The 19,643-nt window shown below is 40.2% G+C and carries 19 protein-coding genes; 18 read left to right on the top strand and 1 reads right to left on the bottom strand.

What is annotated here, in order from left to right:
• The first annotated feature begins 63 nt into the window (after positions 1 to 63).
• The 16 genes from NSQ14_RS17785 (at position 64) to murA (ending at position 16,056) form a co-directional block, all read left to right on the top strand.
• Positions 64 to 639, top strand: coding sequence for a chromate transporter (locus NSQ14_RS17785; protein ID WP_251249341.1), 576 nt, complete (start codon positions 64 to 66; stop codon positions 637 to 639).
• Complete coding sequence (locus NSQ14_RS17780; RefSeq protein WP_041848009.1) at positions 636 to 1,166, top strand: chromate transporter; 531 nt, start codon at positions 636 to 638, stop codon at positions 1,164 to 1,166. Before NSQ14_RS17785 ends, NSQ14_RS17780 begins: the two co-directional genes overlap by 4 nt.
• 134 nt (positions 1,167 to 1,300) lie before the next feature.
• Positions 1,301 to 2,056, top strand: a complete 756-nt coding sequence (locus NSQ14_RS17775) for a hypothetical protein (RefSeq protein ID WP_346216663.1) — start codon at positions 1,301 to 1,303, stop codon at positions 2,054 to 2,056.
• A 552-nt stretch (positions 2,057 to 2,608) separates the two neighbouring features.
• Positions 2,609 to 4,870 (top strand): S8 family serine peptidase, encoded by a 2,262-nt coding sequence (locus tag NSQ14_RS17770; protein WP_346216662.1) that lies wholly within the window; start codon positions 2,609 to 2,611, stop codon positions 4,868 to 4,870.
• 603 nt (positions 4,871 to 5,473) lie between these two features.
• Complete coding sequence (locus NSQ14_RS17765; RefSeq protein ID WP_108898933.1) at positions 5,474 to 5,863, top strand: ATP synthase subunit I; 390 nt, start codon at positions 5,474 to 5,476, stop codon at positions 5,861 to 5,863.
• A 1-nt stretch (position 5,864) separates the two neighbouring features.
• Positions 5,865 to 6,578, top strand: a complete 714-nt coding sequence (atpB, locus tag NSQ14_RS17760) for a F0F1 ATP synthase subunit A (RefSeq protein ID WP_034773190.1) — start codon at positions 5,865 to 5,867, stop codon at positions 6,576 to 6,578.
• A gap of 269 nt (positions 6,579 to 6,847) precedes the next feature.
• Positions 6,848 to 7,060, top strand: a complete 213-nt coding sequence (gene atpE / locus NSQ14_RS17755) for a F0F1 ATP synthase subunit C (protein ID WP_034773189.1) — start codon at positions 6,848 to 6,850, stop codon at positions 7,058 to 7,060.
• Between the two features lie 241 nt (positions 7,061 to 7,301).
• Positions 7,302 to 7,859: a F0F1 ATP synthase subunit B gene (gene atpF / locus NSQ14_RS17750; protein ID WP_255601969.1), complete on the top strand. Its 558-nt coding sequence runs from the start codon at positions 7,302 to 7,304 to the stop codon at positions 7,857 to 7,859.
• Positions 7,859 to 8,395, top strand: coding sequence for a F0F1 ATP synthase subunit delta (locus NSQ14_RS17745; protein WP_346216661.1), 537 nt, complete (start codon positions 7,859 to 7,861; stop codon positions 8,393 to 8,395). The genes atpF and NSQ14_RS17745 overlap by 1 nt, the downstream gene beginning before the upstream one ends.
• Positions 8,396 to 8,541: 146 nt before the next feature.
• The gene (gene atpA, locus NSQ14_RS17740; protein WP_346216660.1) at positions 8,542 to 10,056 is read left to right on the top strand and encodes a F0F1 ATP synthase subunit alpha; all 1,515 of its coding nucleotides are present in this window, start codon (positions 8,542 to 8,544) and stop codon (positions 10,054 to 10,056) included.
• Between the two features lie 80 nt (positions 10,057 to 10,136).
• Positions 10,137 to 10,994 carry an ATP synthase F1 subunit gamma gene (gene atpG, locus NSQ14_RS17735; RefSeq protein ID WP_034773183.1) on the top strand — a complete coding sequence of 286 codons (858 nt, stop codon included), beginning with the start codon at positions 10,137 to 10,139 and terminating at the stop codon, positions 10,992 to 10,994.
• Positions 10,995 to 11,065: 71 nt separating this feature from the next.
• On the top strand, positions 11,066 to 12,487 hold the full coding sequence (gene atpD / locus NSQ14_RS17730; RefSeq protein ID WP_041848014.1) for a F0F1 ATP synthase subunit beta: 1,422 nt from the start codon (positions 11,066 to 11,068) through the stop codon (positions 12,485 to 12,487).
• Between the two features lie 24 nt (positions 12,488 to 12,511).
• The gene (locus NSQ14_RS17725; RefSeq protein WP_034773181.1) at positions 12,512 to 12,919 is read left to right on the top strand and encodes a F0F1 ATP synthase subunit epsilon; all 408 of its coding nucleotides are present in this window, start codon (positions 12,512 to 12,514) and stop codon (positions 12,917 to 12,919) included.
• 653 nt (positions 12,920 to 13,572) lie between these two features.
• Complete coding sequence (locus tag NSQ14_RS17720; RefSeq protein WP_251249336.1) at positions 13,573 to 13,830, top strand: DUF1146 family protein; 258 nt, start codon at positions 13,573 to 13,575, stop codon at positions 13,828 to 13,830.
• A gap of 129 nt (positions 13,831 to 13,959) precedes the next feature.
• The gene (locus NSQ14_RS17715; protein ID WP_346216659.1) at positions 13,960 to 14,712 is read left to right on the top strand and encodes a YwmB family TATA-box binding protein; all 753 of its coding nucleotides are present in this window, start codon (positions 13,960 to 13,962) and stop codon (positions 14,710 to 14,712) included.
• 33 nt (positions 14,713 to 14,745) lie between these two features.
• The gene (gene murA / locus NSQ14_RS17710) at positions 14,746 to 16,056 is read left to right on the top strand and encodes a UDP-N-acetylglucosamine 1-carboxyvinyltransferase (protein WP_346216658.1); all 1,311 of its coding nucleotides are present in this window, start codon (positions 14,746 to 14,748) and stop codon (positions 16,054 to 16,056) included.
• Positions 16,057 to 16,080: 24 nt separating this feature from the next.
• On the opposite strand, the gene NSQ14_RS17705 is transcribed toward murA, so the two are convergent.
• Entirely contained in the window at positions 16,081 to 16,221 is a 141-nt protein-coding gene (locus NSQ14_RS17705; RefSeq protein ID WP_161792898.1) for a hypothetical protein, read from the bottom strand.
• Positions 16,222 to 17,690: 1,469 nt separating this feature from the next.
• Between NSQ14_RS17705 and NSQ14_RS17700 the strand changes: the two genes are divergently transcribed.
• Positions 17,691 to 17,831 carry a YpzI family protein gene (locus tag NSQ14_RS17700; RefSeq protein WP_082026131.1) on the top strand — a complete coding sequence of 47 codons (141 nt, stop codon included), beginning with the start codon at positions 17,691 to 17,693 and terminating at the stop codon, positions 17,829 to 17,831.
• A 422-nt stretch (positions 17,832 to 18,253) separates the two neighbouring features.
• Positions 18,254 to 19,273, top strand: coding sequence for a stage II sporulation protein D (gene spoIID, locus NSQ14_RS17695; RefSeq protein ID WP_041844937.1), 1,020 nt, complete (start codon positions 18,254 to 18,256; stop codon positions 19,271 to 19,273).
• The last annotated feature ends 370 nt before the right edge of the window (positions 19,274 to 19,643 follow it).

Genomic DNA, 19,643 nt, shown 5'->3' with positions numbered 1-19,643 from the left:
TATGTTATTTTAAGTACAAGGCAAAACAAAGTATTTTACATTGAACAGATAAAGGTGTGTAACATGAAAAAACAGCGAGACATTTTTATTGCCTTTTTTCGCTCAGGAATTTTGGGATATGGTGGGGGACCATCGTCCATTCCACTCGTTTACAAGGAAGTTGTGGAGCGATTTAATTGGATGAATGCGGAAGAGTTTGGAGATATTCTTGCCCTTGCCAATACATTGCCGGGACCCATTAATACGAAGATGGCCGGTTATATTGGCTACCGGGTGGGCGGATACGTTGGAATGGTCAATGCGATTTTGGCGAGTATATTACCGACGATTGTTGCGATGATTCTATTATTTGCTTCCATTGATAAAATAAAACAATTTAATTGGGTGAACGGGATGATTGCAGCGATTATTCCGGTTGTCGGTGTCATGATGGGGACGTTAACCTGGCAGTTTTTAAAAAATACAAAGAAGGATTTTGGTACCGGAAAAACAATTGTCCTAAGTGTTCTTATTTTAATCGTTCTGCAATTCTTCCATATTCATCCGGCCATTGTAATTGCCGTATTTCTTATTGCTGCATTCGTCCAAAGGGATAAGGAGGAACAGGTGGTCAAAAAGAAAGAGAGGACGGGCGCATGATCTATTGGAATATTTTTCTGGCGTTTTTTATCCCCGGAATTTTGGGTTATGGTGGCGGACCGGCCTCAATCCCCTTAGTTGAAAATGAAGTGGTTGATCGCTATGGCTGGTATACCGTCCAAGAGTTCAGTCAAGTTTTGGCATTGGGAAATTCCTTGCCGGGGCCGATTGCGACAAAAATGGCCGGTTATATTGGTTATGATGTTGGCGGTGTCTTAGGTGCCATTATCGCTGTTTTTGCTACAGTTGCCCCATCGTTAATTTTAATGATTATTTTATTGAAGATTTTGTTAAAGTATAAAAATTCTCCAAAAGTAAAACGATTGACGAGCTATGTTCGCCCGATTATTGCGATTTTACTTGGTGTGATGGCATGGGACTTTTTTGTTGAATCATATGAAGGAATTGGTATTTGGCAAACAGTCGGGATTGGAGTGATTAGCTTTTTTATGATTGAACGCTGGAGAATCCACCCAGCCATTGTAATTGTTGCCGCTTTTGTTTATGGTGGGTTAGTTTTGGGGTGATGGTCAAAAAATGAAGTTTCTCGGCTCAAAATGGTGACGAGAACGGGTCTCGCCGCCAAAAAGGGGAGCTTTTCGCCTCAAAAAGTCGACGAGAACGGGTGTCGTCGCCAAAAAATGGAGTTTCTTGCGCAAAAATGACGACGAGAAAGGGTATCGTCGCCAAAAAATGGAGTTTCCCGCACAAAAATGACGACGAGAACGGGTGTCGTCGCCAAAAAGTGGAGTTTTTCGCCTCAAAAAGTCGACGAGAACGGGTGTCGTCGCCAAAAAAAGGAATTTTTCACCTCAAAATGACGACGAGAATGGATCTCGTCGCCAAAAAAAGGAGTTTTTCAGCTCAAAATGACGACGAGAATGGATCTCGTCGCCAAAAAAAGGAATTTTTCACCTCAAAATGCCGACGAGAACGGGTCTCGTCGCCAAAAAGTGGAGTTTTTCGCCCCAAAATGATGACGAGAATGGATCTCGTCGCCAAAAAAAGGCATTTCCCGCTGAAAATGCCGACGAGAACGGGTATCGTCGCCAAAAAAAGGAGTTTTTCAGCTCAAAATGCCGACGAGAACGGGTGTCGTCGCCAAAAAGTGGAGTTTTTCGCCTCAAAAAGTCGACGAGAAAGGGCTTCGTCGCCAAAAAAAGGAATTTTTCACCTCAAAATGCCGACGAGAACGGGTCTCGTCGCCAAAAAAAGGAGTTTCCCGCACCAAAATGGTGACGAGAAGGGGTCTCGTCGCCAAAAAGTGGAATTTCCCGCACCAAAATGCCGACGAGAACGGGTCTCGCCGCCAAAAAGGAGAGTTTCTCGGTTTAAAATGACGACGAGAACGGGTGTCGTCGCCAAAAAGTGGAGTTTTTCGCCTCAAAAAGACGACGAGAACGGGTCTCGTCGCTAAAAAATGGAGTTTCCCGCACCAAAATGGTGACGAGAAAGGATCTCGTCGTCAAAAAAGAGATTTTTCCGCCTCAAAATGGTGACGAGAAAGGATCTCGTCGCTAAAAAATGGAGTTTCTCGCCTCAAAATGACGACGAGAACGGGTGTCGTCGCCAAAAAATGGAGTTTCCCGCACAAAAATGCCGACGACAAGAGGTCTCGTCGCCAAAAAATAGAGTTTTCCGCCCAAAAATGGTGACGAGAACGGGTCTCGTCACCAAAAAATGGAGTATTTCGCCTCAAAATGGTGACGAGAAAGGATTTTACCGATTTATTGTTTTTCCAAGGTGCGAAACTCAAGTAATAAATCTGACACTGCAGACTAGATGTGGTCTGCCATTACCTAAGATTTGGAAACCCAATAAAATTTAACCGCAGACCAAGTGGCACGTAACCAATCAGACCAAACACATTCGTAACCGCAGACCAAGTGGCCGTTCCTAATCAAACCTAATAAATCCAAATTTCCCAGACATACTAATAGGAAAGTTATTCAATCAGGGAGGTTTGATTATGAAATTAGCCCGCAAATGTTTCGTTCTCTGCTTAATTTTTTCTATCTTCGTTTTATCTGCCCCAATAAACATAAAGTACGTGTACGCAGGAAAATATGAAAGACCTGCCCTTCCTCAAGATGAAGATACGCAACAAACGGTCATCGTAAAAGTAAATAAACCGATGACCGAAAGTGAAGCGAAACAACTACTCCGATCCTACCCGGACCTGAAGTTAAGGTATCATTTTCAAAATATATTTAACGGTTTTTCTGTAATGGGTCCGAGTAGCCAAATAAAAAAATTGGCCGAAAAAACCTCCATTGAAAACATCTATCCGTCCTATACATACAAACTGGATATAAGTCCCTATCCGCAAATTTCAAACGGTACTTTCAACAGCATTAATTATATTGGTACAAGTAAAATTCGCCATCTCACCGACAAAAATGGAAACCACTTAACAGGAAAAGGAATTAAAGTAGGCATTATTGACACAGGAATCGATTACACGCATCCGGATTTACGAAAATCATATGTCAAAGGGTATGATTTTGTCGATAATGATCATGACCCGATGGAAACAGTCGATATGGGCCCAAATAATACGTTTCACGGAACGCATGTGGCAGGTGTGATTGCCGCAAATGGAAAAATGACAGGTGTTGCTCCGGAAGCGGAAATCTATGCCTATCGCGCCTTAGGACCCGGTGGATTTGGGACAACAGAGATGATCATTGCTGCCGTTGAACAAGCCATCAAGGACCGGGTTGATGTGTTAAACCTTTCTTTGGGTACAAGTATCAACGGACCGGATTTGCCAACCAGTCTTGCCTTAGATAAAGCGGTGGAAAACGGGATTGTCGCAGTCACATCGAATGGTAATTCAGGACCGGATTTATGGACGGTAGGTTCCCCGGGGACTTCCCATCAAGCAATTTCGGTCGGTGCGAGTACGCCGGAGATTCAAATACCGTATGTAGACTATTATGGTCAACAATTTCGCCTCTCCCCTCTTACCGGTTCAAAGCCATGGAATCTCGATCGATCATATATGATAGTTGCCGGTGGATTAGGAAGAGAAAAAGATTACCAAGATGTAGATGTGAACGGGAAAATTGTTCTCCTTAAGAGAGGAAAACTAACTTTTTCTGATAAAGTCCGTACGGCTGAAAAATATGGGGCAAAGGCGGTCATCATCTATAATAATGAAGATGAGGCGGTTTTAGGAATGTTGGATGGTGAAATGAATTTACCGGTTGCTTTCCTATCAAAAAAAGATGGGGAACATCTTCTGAAACTTATAGAAACGAGCAATACGCCGGCTAAAATAGTAAATAAAAACGAACAAGATAGGCTGGCGGATTTTAGTTCCCGCGGGCCGGTTACATTTAGCTGGGAAATAAAACCGGACGTCGTTGCCCCGGGTGTTGCGATTGAAAGCACTGTGCCGGGCGGATATAAACCGCTGGCAGGAACAAGTATGTCTGCCCCGCATGTTGCCGGGGCAAGTGCCATTCTGAAACAAGCAAATCCGGACTGGACCCCGGAACAAATTAAAGCAGTTCTCATGAGTACAAGCAAACCACTTTTAAATGAAGCAAATCAATTGTACCAGTCATTTGAACAAGGAGCCGGGCGGATTCAAATGGAGGAAGCATTACGTACCGAGACGATCATTCAGCCTGCTGCCCTTCAATATGGAAAAGTAAAAGGGAAAACATTTGAAGAAACGAAGAAAATGATAACGGTAGAAAATGTTAGTGATCACGCCATTCGCTGTACATTTTCTACACCACTCCGCTCTGATACTATTGCATGGGATTTGCCGAGTCCATTTTACTTAAAGCCAAAAGAGAAAAAACAAATAACCATTGGTATAGAAGTAAAAAACCAACATAAGAAAAATGAGATTTATAATGGGTTCATTGACATGCACAGCGGAAGCCAAACCATTCATATCCCGTACTTATATGTTGTTGCTGAACCGGATTATCCGCGAATTATGCAATTCTCCTTTGAAAAATCGGAGAGGGAGGATCTCTATAAATATGAAACATATTTGCCGGGCGGCGCCGATGAATTTGGGATTGCCCTGTTTGATCCGGATACGTACCGATTTATCGATTACTTGGATTGGGAAAAAAATGTCCGGCGCGGCTTAATTACAAAAACAATTAAACAAGAGAAAGACTTGCAAAAAGGGACCTATATTGCTGTAGCGTTTGCAAAAAAGTCCGGAAAGGAAGACTTCATTGAACAACTGATAGAAATACAATAATCCGGGATATTTCATAATTTATCCACACATTGTTAAAATGTTACAAATTTGTGAAGGATAACGGATTCTCGAAAAACAGACCGATATTTTCTATGTATATAAATTGACATAAAAACTAGACTATTGTAGTCTTATTTAGTGTATGGTGATAGGGTTTTCAACTTATTTACAGTTGAAAATCCATCGTAATAATGAAATTTCTTTCGTTAAAATATGAACTACTTGAATACATCATTTATTTGTAAAATTATGGTTTTTTGTATGGCGATTTTTGTTCTTTTATGAACTTTTTTGACGGAAATGAAAACTTCTGGACAAAAAAAATTAGTGGAAATTTCACATTCCCATATAAATGCTATTGTATAATATCATTTAAGCCCCTTTTCAAAACCTTTTATTAGTTGTAATCTCGTTATCGGGTTGTAATCTATAGAAGATAACCGCTCAGAAAATATGATTTTGAAATCTGAACATCAACATAATCATTTATTCCTAAACTACAATATAAATTTTTTTCAAATAGCATTTTTTAGGTGTAAAATAAGGTTGGTGTGCTTGAAAATATTTGTGCGGCCTAACCCGGACTTTAGGAGAAGTATAAAAATGCCTGATATTCAATTTTTATATAATCGCTATCGAAAATATATGTTTTACCTGTTAGCTATTTTTGTTTTTGGATGGGGTTTTACATCATTCAAGGAAGTATTTCTGGGTTTCATACTGGGTACAGCTGTCAGTTTTATTAATCTATGGTTATTATATAAAAAAACGATACGTCTGAGTGAAGCTGTCGCAAAAGGTAAGGCGGTTTACTCTATCGGTTCCCTTTCGAGGTTTGCTTACGCAGCATTAGCAATTTTAATCGCTATACAATTTCCTAATGATATAAATATTTTATCTACTTTAATTGGGTTATTGACATCTTACATTGTCATGGCCCTCGATTCTCTCATTTTATTTATAAAAAAAGGTTACAGGAAGAGAGGTGAGTAACGTGCATCATGAGGAACCGGTTAGGGAATTGTTTTGGGGTTTGACATATAACCCGTCAAATATTTTGATGATAACAATTTCCTCACTAATAGTATTTTTAATCGCTTTATTATGTACACGCAAACTCGCAATGAAACCAACCGGAGCTCAAAACTTTATTGAGTGGGTGATGGATTTTGTAAAAGGAATTATTCAAAGCAACCTAGACTGGAAAAATGGCGCCAGATTCCATCTTTTGGCTTTAACATTGATCATGTATATTTTCGTGTCAAACATGCTTGGGTTGCCATTTGCCGTTGTTTATGGCCATGAGCTATGGTGGAAATCACCGACAGCCGATCCTCTTATTACGATGACATTGGCCGTTATGGTACTCGGCTTAACTCATTATTATGGTGTGAAGCTGCGTGGAGCTAAGAATTACTTACTTGGATATACGCAACCGATGAAAGTCATGACACCAATAAAGATCGTTGAGGAATTTTCAAACACATTAACACTCGGTCTTCGTCTTTACGGAAACATTTATGCAGGTGAGACGCTTCTTGCTTTACTTGTCTCTTTAGGAACAAGCGGCATTATCGGGGGGGTTTTAGCTTTCCCATTAATGATGGTATGGCAAGGGTTTAGTATTTTTATCGGAGCTATCCAATCATTTATTTTTACCATGTTAACAATGGTCTATATGGCCCATAAGGTTAGTGCAGACCATTAATATAAATATCATTTTCAGGCGATCAACTTCCCTTCTTGAAACGTGATAACGTTTAGGCGGGAGATGCATCGTCACAGAACAGAAAAGCAGCTGTAGACATAACTGTCTTAAGCTTTACCGGCGGAGTGAACACGCCCCAAAGAATGAGAATCCTAGATAACTAAATGCCTTTGGAAACCCCTGCTTCAAATTTAACTAAATAAGTGGCGGGTAGTTCACGAACATGAAAACAATACACATTTTTATAAATTAAAGGAGGATTTTATTAAATGGAAACATTAGCAGCAGCAATTGCAGTTGGTTTGGCAGCATTAGGTGCCGGTATCGGTAATGGTTGGATCGTTTCAAAAACTGTAGAAGGGATGGCACGCCAACCAGAATCTGCAGGTCTATTACGTACGACTATGTTCATTGGTATCGGTATGGTAGAAGCGATTCCGATCATGGGTGTTGTAATCGCCTTTATCGCACTATTTTCATAAAGTTAACTAAGCTTTATAAAAGTAAATGGCGGAGATCATTCATAAGAACCTTCGCCATTCCTTTATGTTACATGTAAAATAAGCCGGTTTTTGAAAAATTAAACAATTGTTTAGGTTTCTAAACTTATTGTACCTACTGAGATTATACTTGACGCAATGATGCTTCTATAATCTCTTATCGATTGCAACAATCTTTTAAAGAATAGCCTAAAAATATGAATGCGTAATTGATAAATTTACAATGTATTTATGGTGCTTCTTGAAGGGAGTGAATGGTAGCGTGTTAACAGATGGTTTCGTATTAGGTGCTGCATCAGGAGGCTTTACAGTGCTCGATTCTTTATACCAACTTCTGGCATTTTTAGTCCTCATGTGGCTTTTGAAAAAATATGCATGGGCTCCATTAATGAAAATGATGAAAGATCGTGAAGAGCATATCGCCAGTGAAATCGATCAAGCGGAGGCTGCAAAAAAGGAAGCAAAAGAACTTTTGCAACAGCAACAAGAAATGTTAAAAAATGCTCGCCAAGAATCGCATACTTTTATTGAAAATGCGAAAAAGCAAGCAGAATCTCAAAAAGAAGAAATTATCCGTGCAGCACGAGAAGAAGCAGAACGGCATAAAGAAGCCGCACGCTTGGAAATTCAACAAGAAAAAGAGAATGCGGTGGCAGCCTTAAAAGAGCAAGTCGCATCTCTATCCGTTTTAATCGCTTCGAAAGTAATTGAGAAAGAATTAAGCGAAAAGGATCATGCCGAGTTGATTCAAGAGTCTATTAAAAAGGCAGGAGAAGAGTAATGAGTAAAACCATTGCAGAAACAAAGTATGCTGTTGCTCTTTTCCAGTTAGCTCAAGAAAAAAATCTGGTAGATCAAATTGAAAGTGAACTGCTAATTATCAAAGAAGTTTTCGGTTCCAATAAAGATATTTTGACATTTTTAAAGTCACCACAAGTTTCAAATCAGGAAAAACACAATGCGTTGAAAAAAGCTTGTGCTGACTTTTCACCATATGTATTAAATACGTTGCTTTTGTTAACCGACCGTCATCGAGTCGATTCGATAATTCCAATGATCGATGCATATATTGAAATGTCCTATGATCGAAAGGGAATTGCAACAGCAAAAGTAGAGTCTGTTCGCGCGCTGACAGACGAAGAAAAATTGGCGATTTCAAATGTATTTGCCCGAAGGATGAAGAAAACATCACTGGAGATCGAGAACATTGTTAACAGTGATTTACTGGGCGGTTTAAAAATTCAAATTGGCAATCGCATCTTTGACGGAAGTTTGCGTGGGAAACTGGACGGCCTCAAACGCGAACTATTAAGATAAATCGTAATACTAGACGGGAAACATGGAAACAGTACCTGTCATAAATGCGAACGTTAAGGATAAATCTTGATTCTAATATAAGTATGGAATCATTAACCATCTCAAACGCGAACTATTAGGATAAATCGTAATAAGGGGTGAAATGAATGAGCATTAAAGCTGAGGAAATCAGTACACTGCTTAGACAGCAAATTGAAAACTATCAAGCTGAAATGAAAGTAACCGACATCGGTACGGTCATCGAAGTTGGTGACGGGATTGCTCGTGTTTACGGATTAGATAATGCCATGAGCGGCGAGCTTTTAGAGTTCGAAAATGGTGTAATGGGCATGGCCCAAAACCTTGAACAAAACAATGTCGGTGTTATTATATTAGGACCTTTTACAGATATTCGTGAAGGTGCTCAAGTTAGACGAACAGGACGGATTATGGAAGTTCCTGTCGGTGAAGAATTAATCGGACGTGTCGTAAACCCGCTTGGTCAACCGGTTGACGGATTAGGTCCGATTCATACAACAAAAACTCGTCCAATTGAAAGCCCTGCTCCGGGTGTTATGGACCGGAAATCCGTTCATGAACCGTTACAAACCGGGATTAAAGCGATTGACGCACTTGTCCCAATCGGTCGTGGACAACGGGAATTAATTATTGGTGACCGTCAAACAGGGAAAACAAGTTTAGCTGTTGATACAATTCTTAACCAAAAAAATGAAAATATGATTTGTATTTATGTAGCCATCGGGCAAAAAGAATCAACTGTTCGGAATACGGTTGAAACTTTCCGTAAATACGGTGCTTTAGACTATACCATTGTCGTTACCGCTGCTGCATCTGAGCCTGCTCCATTACTTTATCTGGCTCCATATGCCGGTGTAGCTATGGGAGAAGAGTTCATGCATAACGGAAAGCATGTATTGGTTATTTACGATGACCTAACAAAACAAGCGGCAGCCTATCGGGAACTTTCCCTATTATTACGCCGTCCGCCGGGTCGTGAAGCCTATCCTGGTGACGTGTTCTATTTGCATTCCCGTTTATTGGAACGTGCTGCAAAATTAAGTGATGCCAAAGGTGCCGGTTCATTAACTGCACTACCATTCGTTGAGACACAAGCAGGGGACATCTCGGCTTACATTCCGACGAACGTTATTTCCATTACCGATGGACAAATTTTCTTACAATCTGACCTCTTCTTCTCAGGTGTACGTCCGGCCATTAACGCAGGTCTATCCGTATCCCGGGTTGGAGGAAACGCCCAAATTAAAGCCATGAAAAAGGTTGTGGGGACATTACGTCTTGACTTAGCTTCTTACCGTGAACTTGAAGCATTCGCACAATTTGGCTCCGATTTAGATAAATCAACACAAGCGAAACTGGCACGTGGTGTACGCACAGTTGAAGTATTGAAACAAGATTTACACAAACCGATTGCGGTTGAAAAACAAGTAGTCATTTTATACGCATTAACACGCGGATTTTTAGACGATATTCCGGTAGAAGATATTCGTCGCTTTGAAAATGAATTATACAGCTGGATCGATCAAAACAAACCGGCCGCTGTCGAACATATTAAAACGACTCGTGAACTTCCGGCAGATGAGGAATTGACACAACTTCTTAATGATTTCAAAAAAACATTTGCTGTGTCTGAATCAAAATAACCGGTTCGTGATCGAGGGGAAACTTCTCCACTTATCGAACGTGTAACAATGCTTATCAATCAATGAGGTGGTGAGGAAAAGTGGCCAGTTTACGGGAAATAAAAGGACGGATTAATTCAACGAAAAAAACAAGCCAAATCACAAAGGCGATGCAAATGGTGTCTACTTCCAAAATGAGCCGTGCCGAAATGAATGCTAAATCATTTGTCCCTTATATGGAAAAAATTCAAGAGGTGGTCGGCAGTATTGCTCATGGTACGACAGATGCTGTACATCCCATGTTAATCCATCGTCCGGTAAAAAAATCAGCTTATCTTGTCATTACCGGTGACCGCGGATTAGTTGGTGCTTATAATAGCAATATCATCCGCCGAGTCAACCAACTGTTACAAGAACGTCATAAATCAAAAGATGAATACGGCTTGATTACAATCGGACGGGTGGGTCGTGATTTCTATAAAAAACAAGGTCATAACATCCTATTAGAAATTACCGGGTTAAATGACCATCCGAATTTCAATGAGGTTCAGAGCATCACCAGTAAAACCGTAGATATGTTTTCTGACGGTACCTACGATGAGCTATATATCATTTATACCCACTATATTTCGGTTATCCAACATGATGTTATTGTGAAAAAGGTTTTGCCATTAACCGATATTGCACCGGCTGCAAAACCGTTTATCTATGAGTTTGAACCGAACGTAGAGGAAATATTGGAAGTCTTGTTGCCTCAATATGCCGAAAGTCTAATTTTTGGAGCATTACTTGAAAGTAAAGCAAGTGAGCATGCGTCCAGTATGATGGCAATGAAGAATGCGACGGATAATGCAATGGAACTAATCAATACGTTAACAATCAGCTATAACAGGGCCCGCCAAGCACAAATCACTCAAGAAATTACCGAAATTGTGGCCGGGGCTTCCGCATTAGAATAAATTTCAAATAAACGATAATCATACACTTTTCAAATGAACGGACAAAAGTAACATAGTCAGGAGGGAAAAAGATGAATAAAGGGACAATCCTTCAAGTAATGGGTCCGGTTGTCGACGTTAAATTCGAAAATGGACAGTTGCCAAAAATTTATAACGCATTACGAATTCAACATAAAGCCCAAAACGATGCAGACGTTGACATCGACTTAACATTGGAAGTCGCCTTACATCTAGGTGATGACACTGTTCGTACAATTGCGATGGCATCAACGGACGGTTTAGTACGCGGTATGGAAGTAATTGATACCGGTGCTCCTATTTCTGTTCCGGTTGGTGATGTCACATTAGGTCGGGTATTTAATATTTTAGGTGAATCGATTGATTTAGATGGTGAATTGCCGCAAAATGTTCGCAGAGATCCGATTCATCGTCCTGCGCCAAAATTTGAAGAACTATCTACCAAAGTTGAAATTCTCGAAACCGGGATTAAAGTAGTAGACCTACTTGCCCCTTATATTAAAGGTGGGAAAATCGGCCTATTCGGTGGTGCCGGTGTAGGGAAAACAGTTTTAATTCAGGAATTAATTAATAATATCGCCCAAGAACACGGTGGTATTTCCGTATTTGCCGGTGTTGGTGAACGGACACGGGAAGGAAACGACCTATACTATGAAATGAAAGACTCCGGTGTTATTAAGAAAACCGCGATGGTATTCGGACAAATGAATGAGCCGCCTGGTGCCCGGATGCGCGTAGCTTTAACGGGACTGACAATGGCTGAATATTTCCGTGATGAACAAGGACAAGACGTGCTATTTTTCATTGATAACATTTTCCGTTTCACTCAAGCCGGTTCCGAAGTTTCTGCCTTGCTTGGTCGGATGCCGTCTGCAGTAGGTTACCAACCGACATTGGCGACGGAAATGGGTCAATTGCAAGAACGGATTACATCAACAAATAAAGGTTCTGTCACATCTATTCAAGCGATTTACGTTCCGGCCGATGACTATACGGACCCGGCTCCGGCAACAACTTTCGCTCACTTGGATGCAACAACCAACCTTGAACGGAAACTATCTGAAATGGGTATTTACCCGGCTGTGGATCCACTTGCATCAACATCACGTGCATTGGCACCGGAAATTGTTGGGGAAGAACATTATTTCGTAGCTCGTCAAGTTCAACAAACATTGCAACGTTATCGGGAATTACAAGACATCATTGCGATCTTAGGTATGGATGAATTAAGCGACGAAGACAAATTAATCGTTCATCGTGCGCGTCGTATTCAATTCTTCCTATCACAAAACTTCCACGTTGCTGAACAATTTACAGGCCAACCCGGATCCTATGTTCCTGTAAAAGAAACCGTTCGTGGCTTTAAAGAAATTTTAGAAGGTAAATGGGACCATCTTCCTGAAGAAGCATTCCGCCTTGTAGGTACAATTGAGGATGCCGTTGAAAAGGCAAAATCTATGGGCGTTGAAGTGTAATTTGGATTATGAGGAGGATAAAAAATGAAAACCGTATCCGTAAGTATCGTTACTCCTGATGGTCCGGTCTATGAATCAGATGTAGAGATGGTCAGCACAAAAGCGGCCAGCGGTGAACTCGGTATTTTGCCGGGACACGTACCAATGGTGGCACCACTTGCCATTGGTGCCGTTCGCTTAAAAAAAGACGGTCATACTGATTTGGTTGCGGTTAGTGGAGGATTTCTGGAAGTACGTCCGGATAAAGTAACAATCCTTGCTCAAGCTGCAGAAAATGCCAATGAAATCGATATTGATCGTGCCATACGAGCAAAACAACGGGCTGAAGAACGTCTTCGGAAACAAAAACAATCCGAAATCGACTACAGACGAGCCGAACTCGCCCTAAGACGTGCATTAAATCGAATAAATGTCGCCCAAAATGCAAGATAACGTAACGTACACGTTTATCCGGAAAAGTCCTCTTAGCCAACCGCTAAGGGGATTTTTTTGTGTGTTAAGTATAATTTCCAGCAAGGTAGTGCAGTGAGAAATTTTAGGTTTTAAGTATAGTTCAAAGGAAAAGCTTCAAAGCAACACACCACGCTCGAAAAAATTATATATTTTTCCGATGAACTACGTCTTTGCTTTCCCCTAAAGGTTCGGCAGTCGTCGAGTTTTGCGGAGCGCAACAGGTGCTGAGCGAGCTCCCTATACTTCAGTGTATATTCTATTTTTCCGCGGATTTTAGCAGCTCAATTGTTGTGGATATATCGGTGAATATTGTGGACAAATGCATTAGAAAAGTGGATATCTTAGCTTAATTTGTGGATAATCCTTGTAAAATATGTGTATAAATGGGTTGAGAAAATAGAAGTTGATAAAAATTCGATAGTATTTTCCCGTAAAATAATTCACACATTGTGGATAATTTTAATAGAAAGACGTAACAAGTTTCCAGAAACTGTAATCACCTTCATTTAAATGAAATATTTCACAAAATAATTTCCTTTTTGGAAGAAAAAAGTAATTTATAAATTTATTTCCTATGTTAAAATATACATTGTATGTACTAGCCATTCAAAATTCAAAAAGGAGTGTGTGCTATGCTTTCAAATGTCGGGGTTTTCAGTATATTAAGTATTGTCGCTAATTTAGTTTTTATTGCCCTGGCATGGTGGGCATTGCAATCATTGAATTTTGAAAAGTTTATTCGAAAAAATCGGGTAACGCAAGGGCGGCTCCTATATATTTTATTAGCGATAGCCATAGGGTCAATCGTAGCTAATTTTTTTCTGGATTATATCGTTTGGTCCAGACAAATTCCCTACATAATGAACATGGATGAAAGTAATTTGAAATAAATAGGTGTCGGGCGTTTTACAGATATTCACATGATTTTTTCAGGAGTAAACCGTGTCAAATTGTGACGACTTTTACCATGTATGACATCCCCCTTTTTAACCAACAATGGTAGTAAAGGGGAGAGGAACATGAGTAAAAGGTTTTATTTACAAATGACAGTATGTACGCTATTTTTCATTTTTATTCTTATTTTTTCTGGTAAAGCTAACTCTGTAACAAATGATTCGGATTTGAATAAAATGATGGATATAATCAGTAAACATAATGGAAATATCGAGGAATGGTCAGTCCTTGCTAGGGAAGAATTGGAATTGGATTTTTCCTATGCAGATTTTGAAAAAGTTGCCGATCAGTGGCAAAAAGAAATTCCAGACTTTACTTGGGAAAAACAAATCAGTCAAGATCGGTTGATTTTAACTGGAAAATCCTCTGACCAATCACTTCCGTATGCTGAAAAAATCCAACTCACAACCGAATTAATTGGTGAAAATATCCAAGGATTCATCCTTTATGAGATAAAAGGGTCGGAATGGAACGAAAAAGTCAGTCATCTTGTAGATGAACGACAAGAGTATTTTTTACCAAAATTTTTTCACAAAAGTCCATCCTTTTTTTCTTGTATAAAGGGAGAGTTCAATGATATGATTGATAAGTCTTTGCTGGAAAAATCAATGACAATTATTCATGACTTTAATGGAAAAATGATTGAAAACTTAGTGGAGAATAATTTTGTTTCTCTGACAGTAAACAGTCCACTGTTTACAAAGGAAATCCCCACTGAAGCGGGATCCTTTGATTTGCAGATTTCGTTGAGAAAAACAGCGAATGAAGATAAAACAACCTTTGTAATTGGAACACCGATATTGACAATTGAATATTAATATAACAGATATTGGACGCGGAGGGGAATACATTTGGATAAAATCATCGTCCGCGGCGGGAAGAGATTGAACGGCACCGTAAAAGTAGAAGGAGCCAAAAATGCCGTTTTACCAGTAATCGCCGCTTCACTACTTGCAAGTGATGGAAAAAGTATCATTCGGGATGTACCGTCTCTCTCGGATGTGTATACAATTAATGAAGTTTTAAGATATTTAAATGCGGAAGTTGAATTTCAAAATAATATGGTTCACATTGATGCAACAAGAGAGCTAACCGCGGAAGCTCCTTTTGAATATGTTCGAAAAATGCGAGCCTCTGTATTGGTTATGGGACCACTCTTAGCCAGACTAGGTCGTGCCCGTGTAGCGTTACCCGGTGGATGTGCAATCGGTACAAGACCGATTGACCAACATTTAAAAGGCTTTGAAGCGATGGGAGCAGTTGTTAAAGTTGGTAGTGGCTTTATTGACGCAAGAGTGGATGGCAAACTAAAGGGAGCGAAAATTTACTTTGATATTCCAAGTGTTGGCGCAACTGAAAATGTCATGATGGCCGCAGCACTGGCGGAAGGAACAACCATTCTTGAAAACTGTGCCAAAGAACCGGAAATAGTCGATTTGGCAAATTATTTAACAAGTATGGGCGCAGTTGTTAAGGGGGCAGGTACAGAAACCATCCGTATAGAAGGTGTAGATCGACTATATGGTGCAGACCATACGATAATCCCGGATCGAATTGAAGCAGGCACATTTATTACAGCTGCAGCAATTACCGGGGGAAATGTTTATGTAAAAGGAGCGGTACCTGAACATTTATCTTCTTTAGTCGCAAAGTTAGAGGAAATGGGTGTAGAGTTTATTGAAGAAGCTGAAGGAGTCCGTGTAATCGCACCGGATAAATTGAAAGCTGTCGATATTAAAACAATGCCATACCCAGGTTTTCCTACTGATATGCAAGCTCAAGTGATGGCCCTCTTACTGAAATCAGAAGGCACGAGTATGATTACAGAAACGGTTTTTGAAAATCGTTTCATGCATGTTGAAGAATTCCGCCGTATGAATGCCAATATTAAAATTGAAGGCAGATCGGTTATCATTAATGGACCTTCAGATTTACAAGGAGCAGAAGTCGCAGCTACTGATTTACGTGCAGGAGCGGCTCTTATTATTGCAGGTCTTGCTGCTGATGGAATTACCCGCGTAACAGAACTCCAACACTTAGACCGCGGTTATGTCAACTTCCACGGTAAACTGGCCGCCTTAGGAGCGGACATTGAACGAATTTATGATGTGGAAAAAGAAGAGGAGGCAATGGTCGCCAAACTAGCTGCCAATGTTAAATAACATATGGAATGAAAAAGGTTGGTTCTAATGAAAGCCAACCTTTTTTATTGTTATTTTGAGGTGGGAGACGGCAAATTTTGGCGACGAAACAGTCCAGTCATTCTCGTCGCTATTTTGAGCAGGGAAATGCCCGAATTTGACGACGAGAGCTAATCTCGTCACCATTTTTAGTTGAAAAACGCCCAAATTTGACGACGAGAGCTAATCTCGTCACCATTTTGATGCGGAAAATGATCTATTTTGGCGACGAGGGCCGTTCTCGTCGCTATTTTGAACCGGGAAATGCCCAAATTTGACGACGAGGGCCGTTCTCGTCATCATTTTTAGTTGAAAACACCTAAATTTGGCGACGAGGGCCGTTCTCGTCACCATTTTTAGTTGAGAAACGCCCGATTTTGGCGACGAGGGCCAATCTCGTCACCATTTTTAGTTGAGAAACGCCCGATTTTGGCGACGAGAGCCAATCTCGTCACCATTTTTAGTTGAGAAACGCCTGATTTTGGCAACGAGGGCTGTTCTCGTCATCATTTTTAGTTGAGAAACGTCCGATTTTGGCGACGAGAGCCAATCTCGTCACCATTTTTAGTTGAAAAATGCCCAATTTTGGCGACGAAAGCCAATCTCGTCATCATTTTTAGTTGAGAAACGCCCGATTTTGGCGACGAGAGCTAATCTCGTCACCATTTTCAGTTGAAAAACGTCCAATTTTGGCGACGAGAGCTGTTCTCGTCACCGTTTTCAGTTAAAAAACGCCCAATTTTGGCGACGAGAGCTAATCTCGTCACCATTTTTAGTTGAAAAGCGCTCAAATTTGGCGACGAGGGCGGTTCTCGTCACCATTTTTAGTTGAAAAATGCCCAATTTTGGCGACGAGAGCCAATCTCGTCACCATTTTTAGTTGAGAAACGCCTGATTTTGGCAACGAGGGCTGTTCTCGTCATCATTTTTAGTTGAGAAACGTCCGATTTTGGCGACGAGAGCCAATCTCGTCACCATTTTTGGTTGAAAAACGCCTAATTTTGGCGACGAACCCTAATCTCGTCACCATTTTTAGTTGAAAAACGCCCAAATTTGGCGACGAAAGCCAATCTCGTCACCATTTCTAGTTGAGAAACGTTCGATTTTGGCGACGAGAGCCGTTCTCGTCACCATTTTTGGTTGAAAAACGCCTGATTTTGGTGACGAGGGCTGTTCTCGTCACCATTTTTAGTTGAGAAACGCCCAAATTTGGCGACGAGGGCGGTTCTCGTCACCGTTTTCAGTTAAAAAACGCAAATATTTGACGACGAGCCTCGTTCTCGTCACCATTTTTAGTTCAGAAATGCTCAATTTTGGCGACGAGAGCTAATCTCGTCACCATTTTTAGTTGAGAAACGCCCAAATTTGGCGACGAGAGCTGTTCTCGTCACCGTTTTCAGTTCAGAAATGCTCAATTTTGGCGACGAGAGCTGTTCTCGTCACCGTTTTCAGTTAAAAAACGCCCAATTTTGGCAATGACCCACATTCAAAATGACACTTTCTAGGCACGGTATCCCAATTTTTTCTAAAAAGGCACATCTCATCCTCATTTTTAGAAGAGATCCATGCATAATTACCACCAAGTTATCTCATGTTAGAAATAGGAGGTGCTTTAAATGGGAAAGGATCGTCAAGAAGGTAAACTTCGAGCTAGTGGTCAGGTTGAATCTGATCGGGACCAATCTCTTAAATACCCTGGAGCAACAAAAATGTCAAGCCCGGAAGAAGCAAGAAAACTAAACGACAACAAGCGCTAAACGAAAAATAAAGGGTCCAAACTAGGGGGATTTTTTCTTGCCATTCGGACCCTTCTTTTTAATAGAGCGATTCATAGTTAATGAAAGAATATTTAATAATATTCTGGAAGGAAAAAGACATGCAACAACACTATTCTATTACATATATATCGTTAAACGCCCGGATAGATAAAGTTGCACTCGATGCAACAATAACGTCAACCTAGTGCCCTTACCTATTTTAATAGAAACAGCCTCCTCTATGACTCAAGGTACAATCGTTACCACCTTGCAAAACAATTTTCCCTAGCATCTTTTAAATACCATATTAAGCATAAAAGTAAGTTACCAATTAAAGATATTTTTTAATAGATTGGTATAATTCATTTGCTCTTCCCATATGTATATAAGGTAAGAATTTTTATATACGGGAGGCTAAAGTTATGAAAAAAGTTAAACCAATTATTATTTTCAGCCTTTTTGTTACTGTGGTTATATTAATCATTCCCACTATACTTGTTCTCCCCTTCTCAGCAGATACAACGGAGAAGACAGTAGCTAAGCAGCAGTCAGAACCCAATTGGGAAAAATTATTGGAGGAAGCTTCAGCGATCAATGTTGCTGTTTATCGGACAAAAAAGGATGAAGTCGAAACTGTACCGCTAGAGAAATATATTGTTGGTGTCGTTGGTGCGGAAATGCCTGCTGAATTTGAAGAAGAAGCATTGAAAGCACAAAGTTTAACAGCTCGTACCTATATTGTAAAACAGCTAATGACTGATAAGCAGGTAGGGATTTTAAAAGGTGGAGATGTTAGTGATACCACGACCCACCAAGTTTATAAAAATGAAGACGAATTGAAAGAAATTTGGGGTGTTGATTATAGTAAAAATATCAATAAAATTAGAAAGGCCGTATATGAAACAAGAGGGCAAATCCTTGTCTATGATAATACACCAATAACCGCATCTTATTTTTCTACAAGTAACGGTTATACCGAAAATGCGGAAGACTATTGGACCAACCCAATTCCATATTTAATTAGTGTCGAAAGTCCATGGGATGTGGAATCACCGAAATTTACCGATCAAGTCAAGATGCCGATCAGTGAATTTGAATCAAAACTTGGTGTGAAAGTAAGTTCCTCGAATATTGGAGAAATCGTATCGAGAACAACTAGTCATCGGGTTGAAAAAGTAAAAATTGGTGACAAGGAATTTACCGGAAGAGATATCCGGGAAAAACTCGGCTTACGTTCCACTGATTTTTCATGGAAATTAGAAGACGATCAGGTTGTGATTACAACGAAAGGTTTCGGACATGGCATTGGGATGAGCCAATATGGGGCAAATGGAATGGCAAAAGAAGGGAAAACCTTTGAAGAAATTGTAAAATATTACTACAAAGGTGTCTCTATCAGCGAGGCAAATGCATTTTTAGAACAATATGTGGCTAAGAAATAAGGGACTATTCAAAAAAGGTTGTTGTGGTTTTGGTCTGAGAAGGAGAATCGCCTGCTAAAGGCAAAAATAGCTGAGAAAGTAGTTAAAATGGGCCCCTTCTTTCAAGGGCTGATTAGTTTCATGAATTATCCAGAACTTAGTCTATAACTTGAAGTGGGGGATTCCACGAACACCAGTGCAAACATTAGTTAATAAAAAGTATCTTATAGACAAAATAGAAAGTCAATCAGAAGAAATTGTCCAATAGGCGGGCTTTAATGGACAAAAAAGGCATTCAATCAGTAAAAACTGTCCAATAGAAGGGCTCTCATGGACAAAATAAGGAGCCAACCAGTAAAAATTGTCTAATAGAAGGGTTCTCATGGACAAA

This window comes from Caldifermentibacillus hisashii (genome assembly GCF_039654145.1).
In the GTDB taxonomy this organism is placed as follows: Bacteria; Bacillota; Bacilli; order Bacillales; family Caldibacillaceae; genus Caldifermentibacillus; species Caldifermentibacillus hisashii.
The sequence above is the reverse complement of the archived record's forward strand: the minus strand, read 5'-3'. Positions and strand labels throughout refer to the sequence as shown.

Bases quoted from the DNA above. Each gene is read 5' to 3' on its own strand.
- atpA (WP_346216660.1), top strand. From the start codon at position 8,542: ATGAGCATTAAAGCTGAGGAAATCAGTACACTGCTTAGACAGCAAATT.
- NSQ14_RS17785 (WP_251249341.1), top strand. From the start codon at position 64: ATGAAAAAACAGCGAGACATTTTTATTGCCTTTTTTCGCTCAGGAATT.
- atpD (WP_041848014.1), top strand. From the start codon at position 11,066: ATGAATAAAGGGACAATCCTTCAAGTAATGGGTCCGGTTGTCGACGTT.
- NSQ14_RS17720 (WP_251249336.1), top strand. From the start codon at position 13,573: ATGCTTTCAAATGTCGGGGTTTTCAGTATATTAAGTATTGTCGCTAAT.
- NSQ14_RS17780 (WP_041848009.1), top strand. From the start codon at position 636: ATGATCTATTGGAATATTTTTCTGGCGTTTTTTATCCCCGGAATTTTG.
- spoIID (WP_041844937.1), top strand. From the start codon at position 18,254: ATGAAAAAAGTTAAACCAATTATTATTTTCAGCCTTTTTGTTACTGTG.
- NSQ14_RS17715 (WP_346216659.1), top strand. From the start codon at position 13,960: ATGAGTAAAAGGTTTTATTTACAAATGACAGTATGTACGCTATTTTTC.
- NSQ14_RS17770 (WP_346216662.1), top strand. From the start codon at position 2,609: ATGAAATTAGCCCGCAAATGTTTCGTTCTCTGCTTAATTTTTTCTATC.
- atpF (WP_255601969.1), top strand. From the start codon at position 7,302: ATGTATTTATGGTGCTTCTTGAAGGGAGTGAATGGTAGCGTGTTAACA.
- NSQ14_RS17775 (WP_346216663.1), top strand. From the start codon at position 1,301: ATGACGACGAGAAAGGGTATCGTCGCCAAAAAATGGAGTTTCCCGCAC.
- atpE (WP_034773189.1), top strand. From the start codon at position 6,848: ATGGAAACATTAGCAGCAGCAATTGCAGTTGGTTTGGCAGCATTAGGT.
- NSQ14_RS17705 (WP_161792898.1), bottom strand. From the start codon at position 16,221: ATGGTGACGAGATTAGCTCTCGTCGTCAAATTCGGGCATTTCCCTGCT.
- NSQ14_RS17765 (WP_108898933.1), top strand. From the start codon at position 5,474: ATGCCTGATATTCAATTTTTATATAATCGCTATCGAAAATATATGTTT.
- NSQ14_RS17700 (WP_082026131.1), top strand. From the start codon at position 17,691: ATGGGAAAGGATCGTCAAGAAGGTAAACTTCGAGCTAGTGGTCAGGTT.
- NSQ14_RS17745 (WP_346216661.1), top strand. From the start codon at position 7,859: ATGAGTAAAACCATTGCAGAAACAAAGTATGCTGTTGCTCTTTTCCAG.
- NSQ14_RS17725 (WP_034773181.1), top strand. From the start codon at position 12,512: ATGAAAACCGTATCCGTAAGTATCGTTACTCCTGATGGTCCGGTCTAT.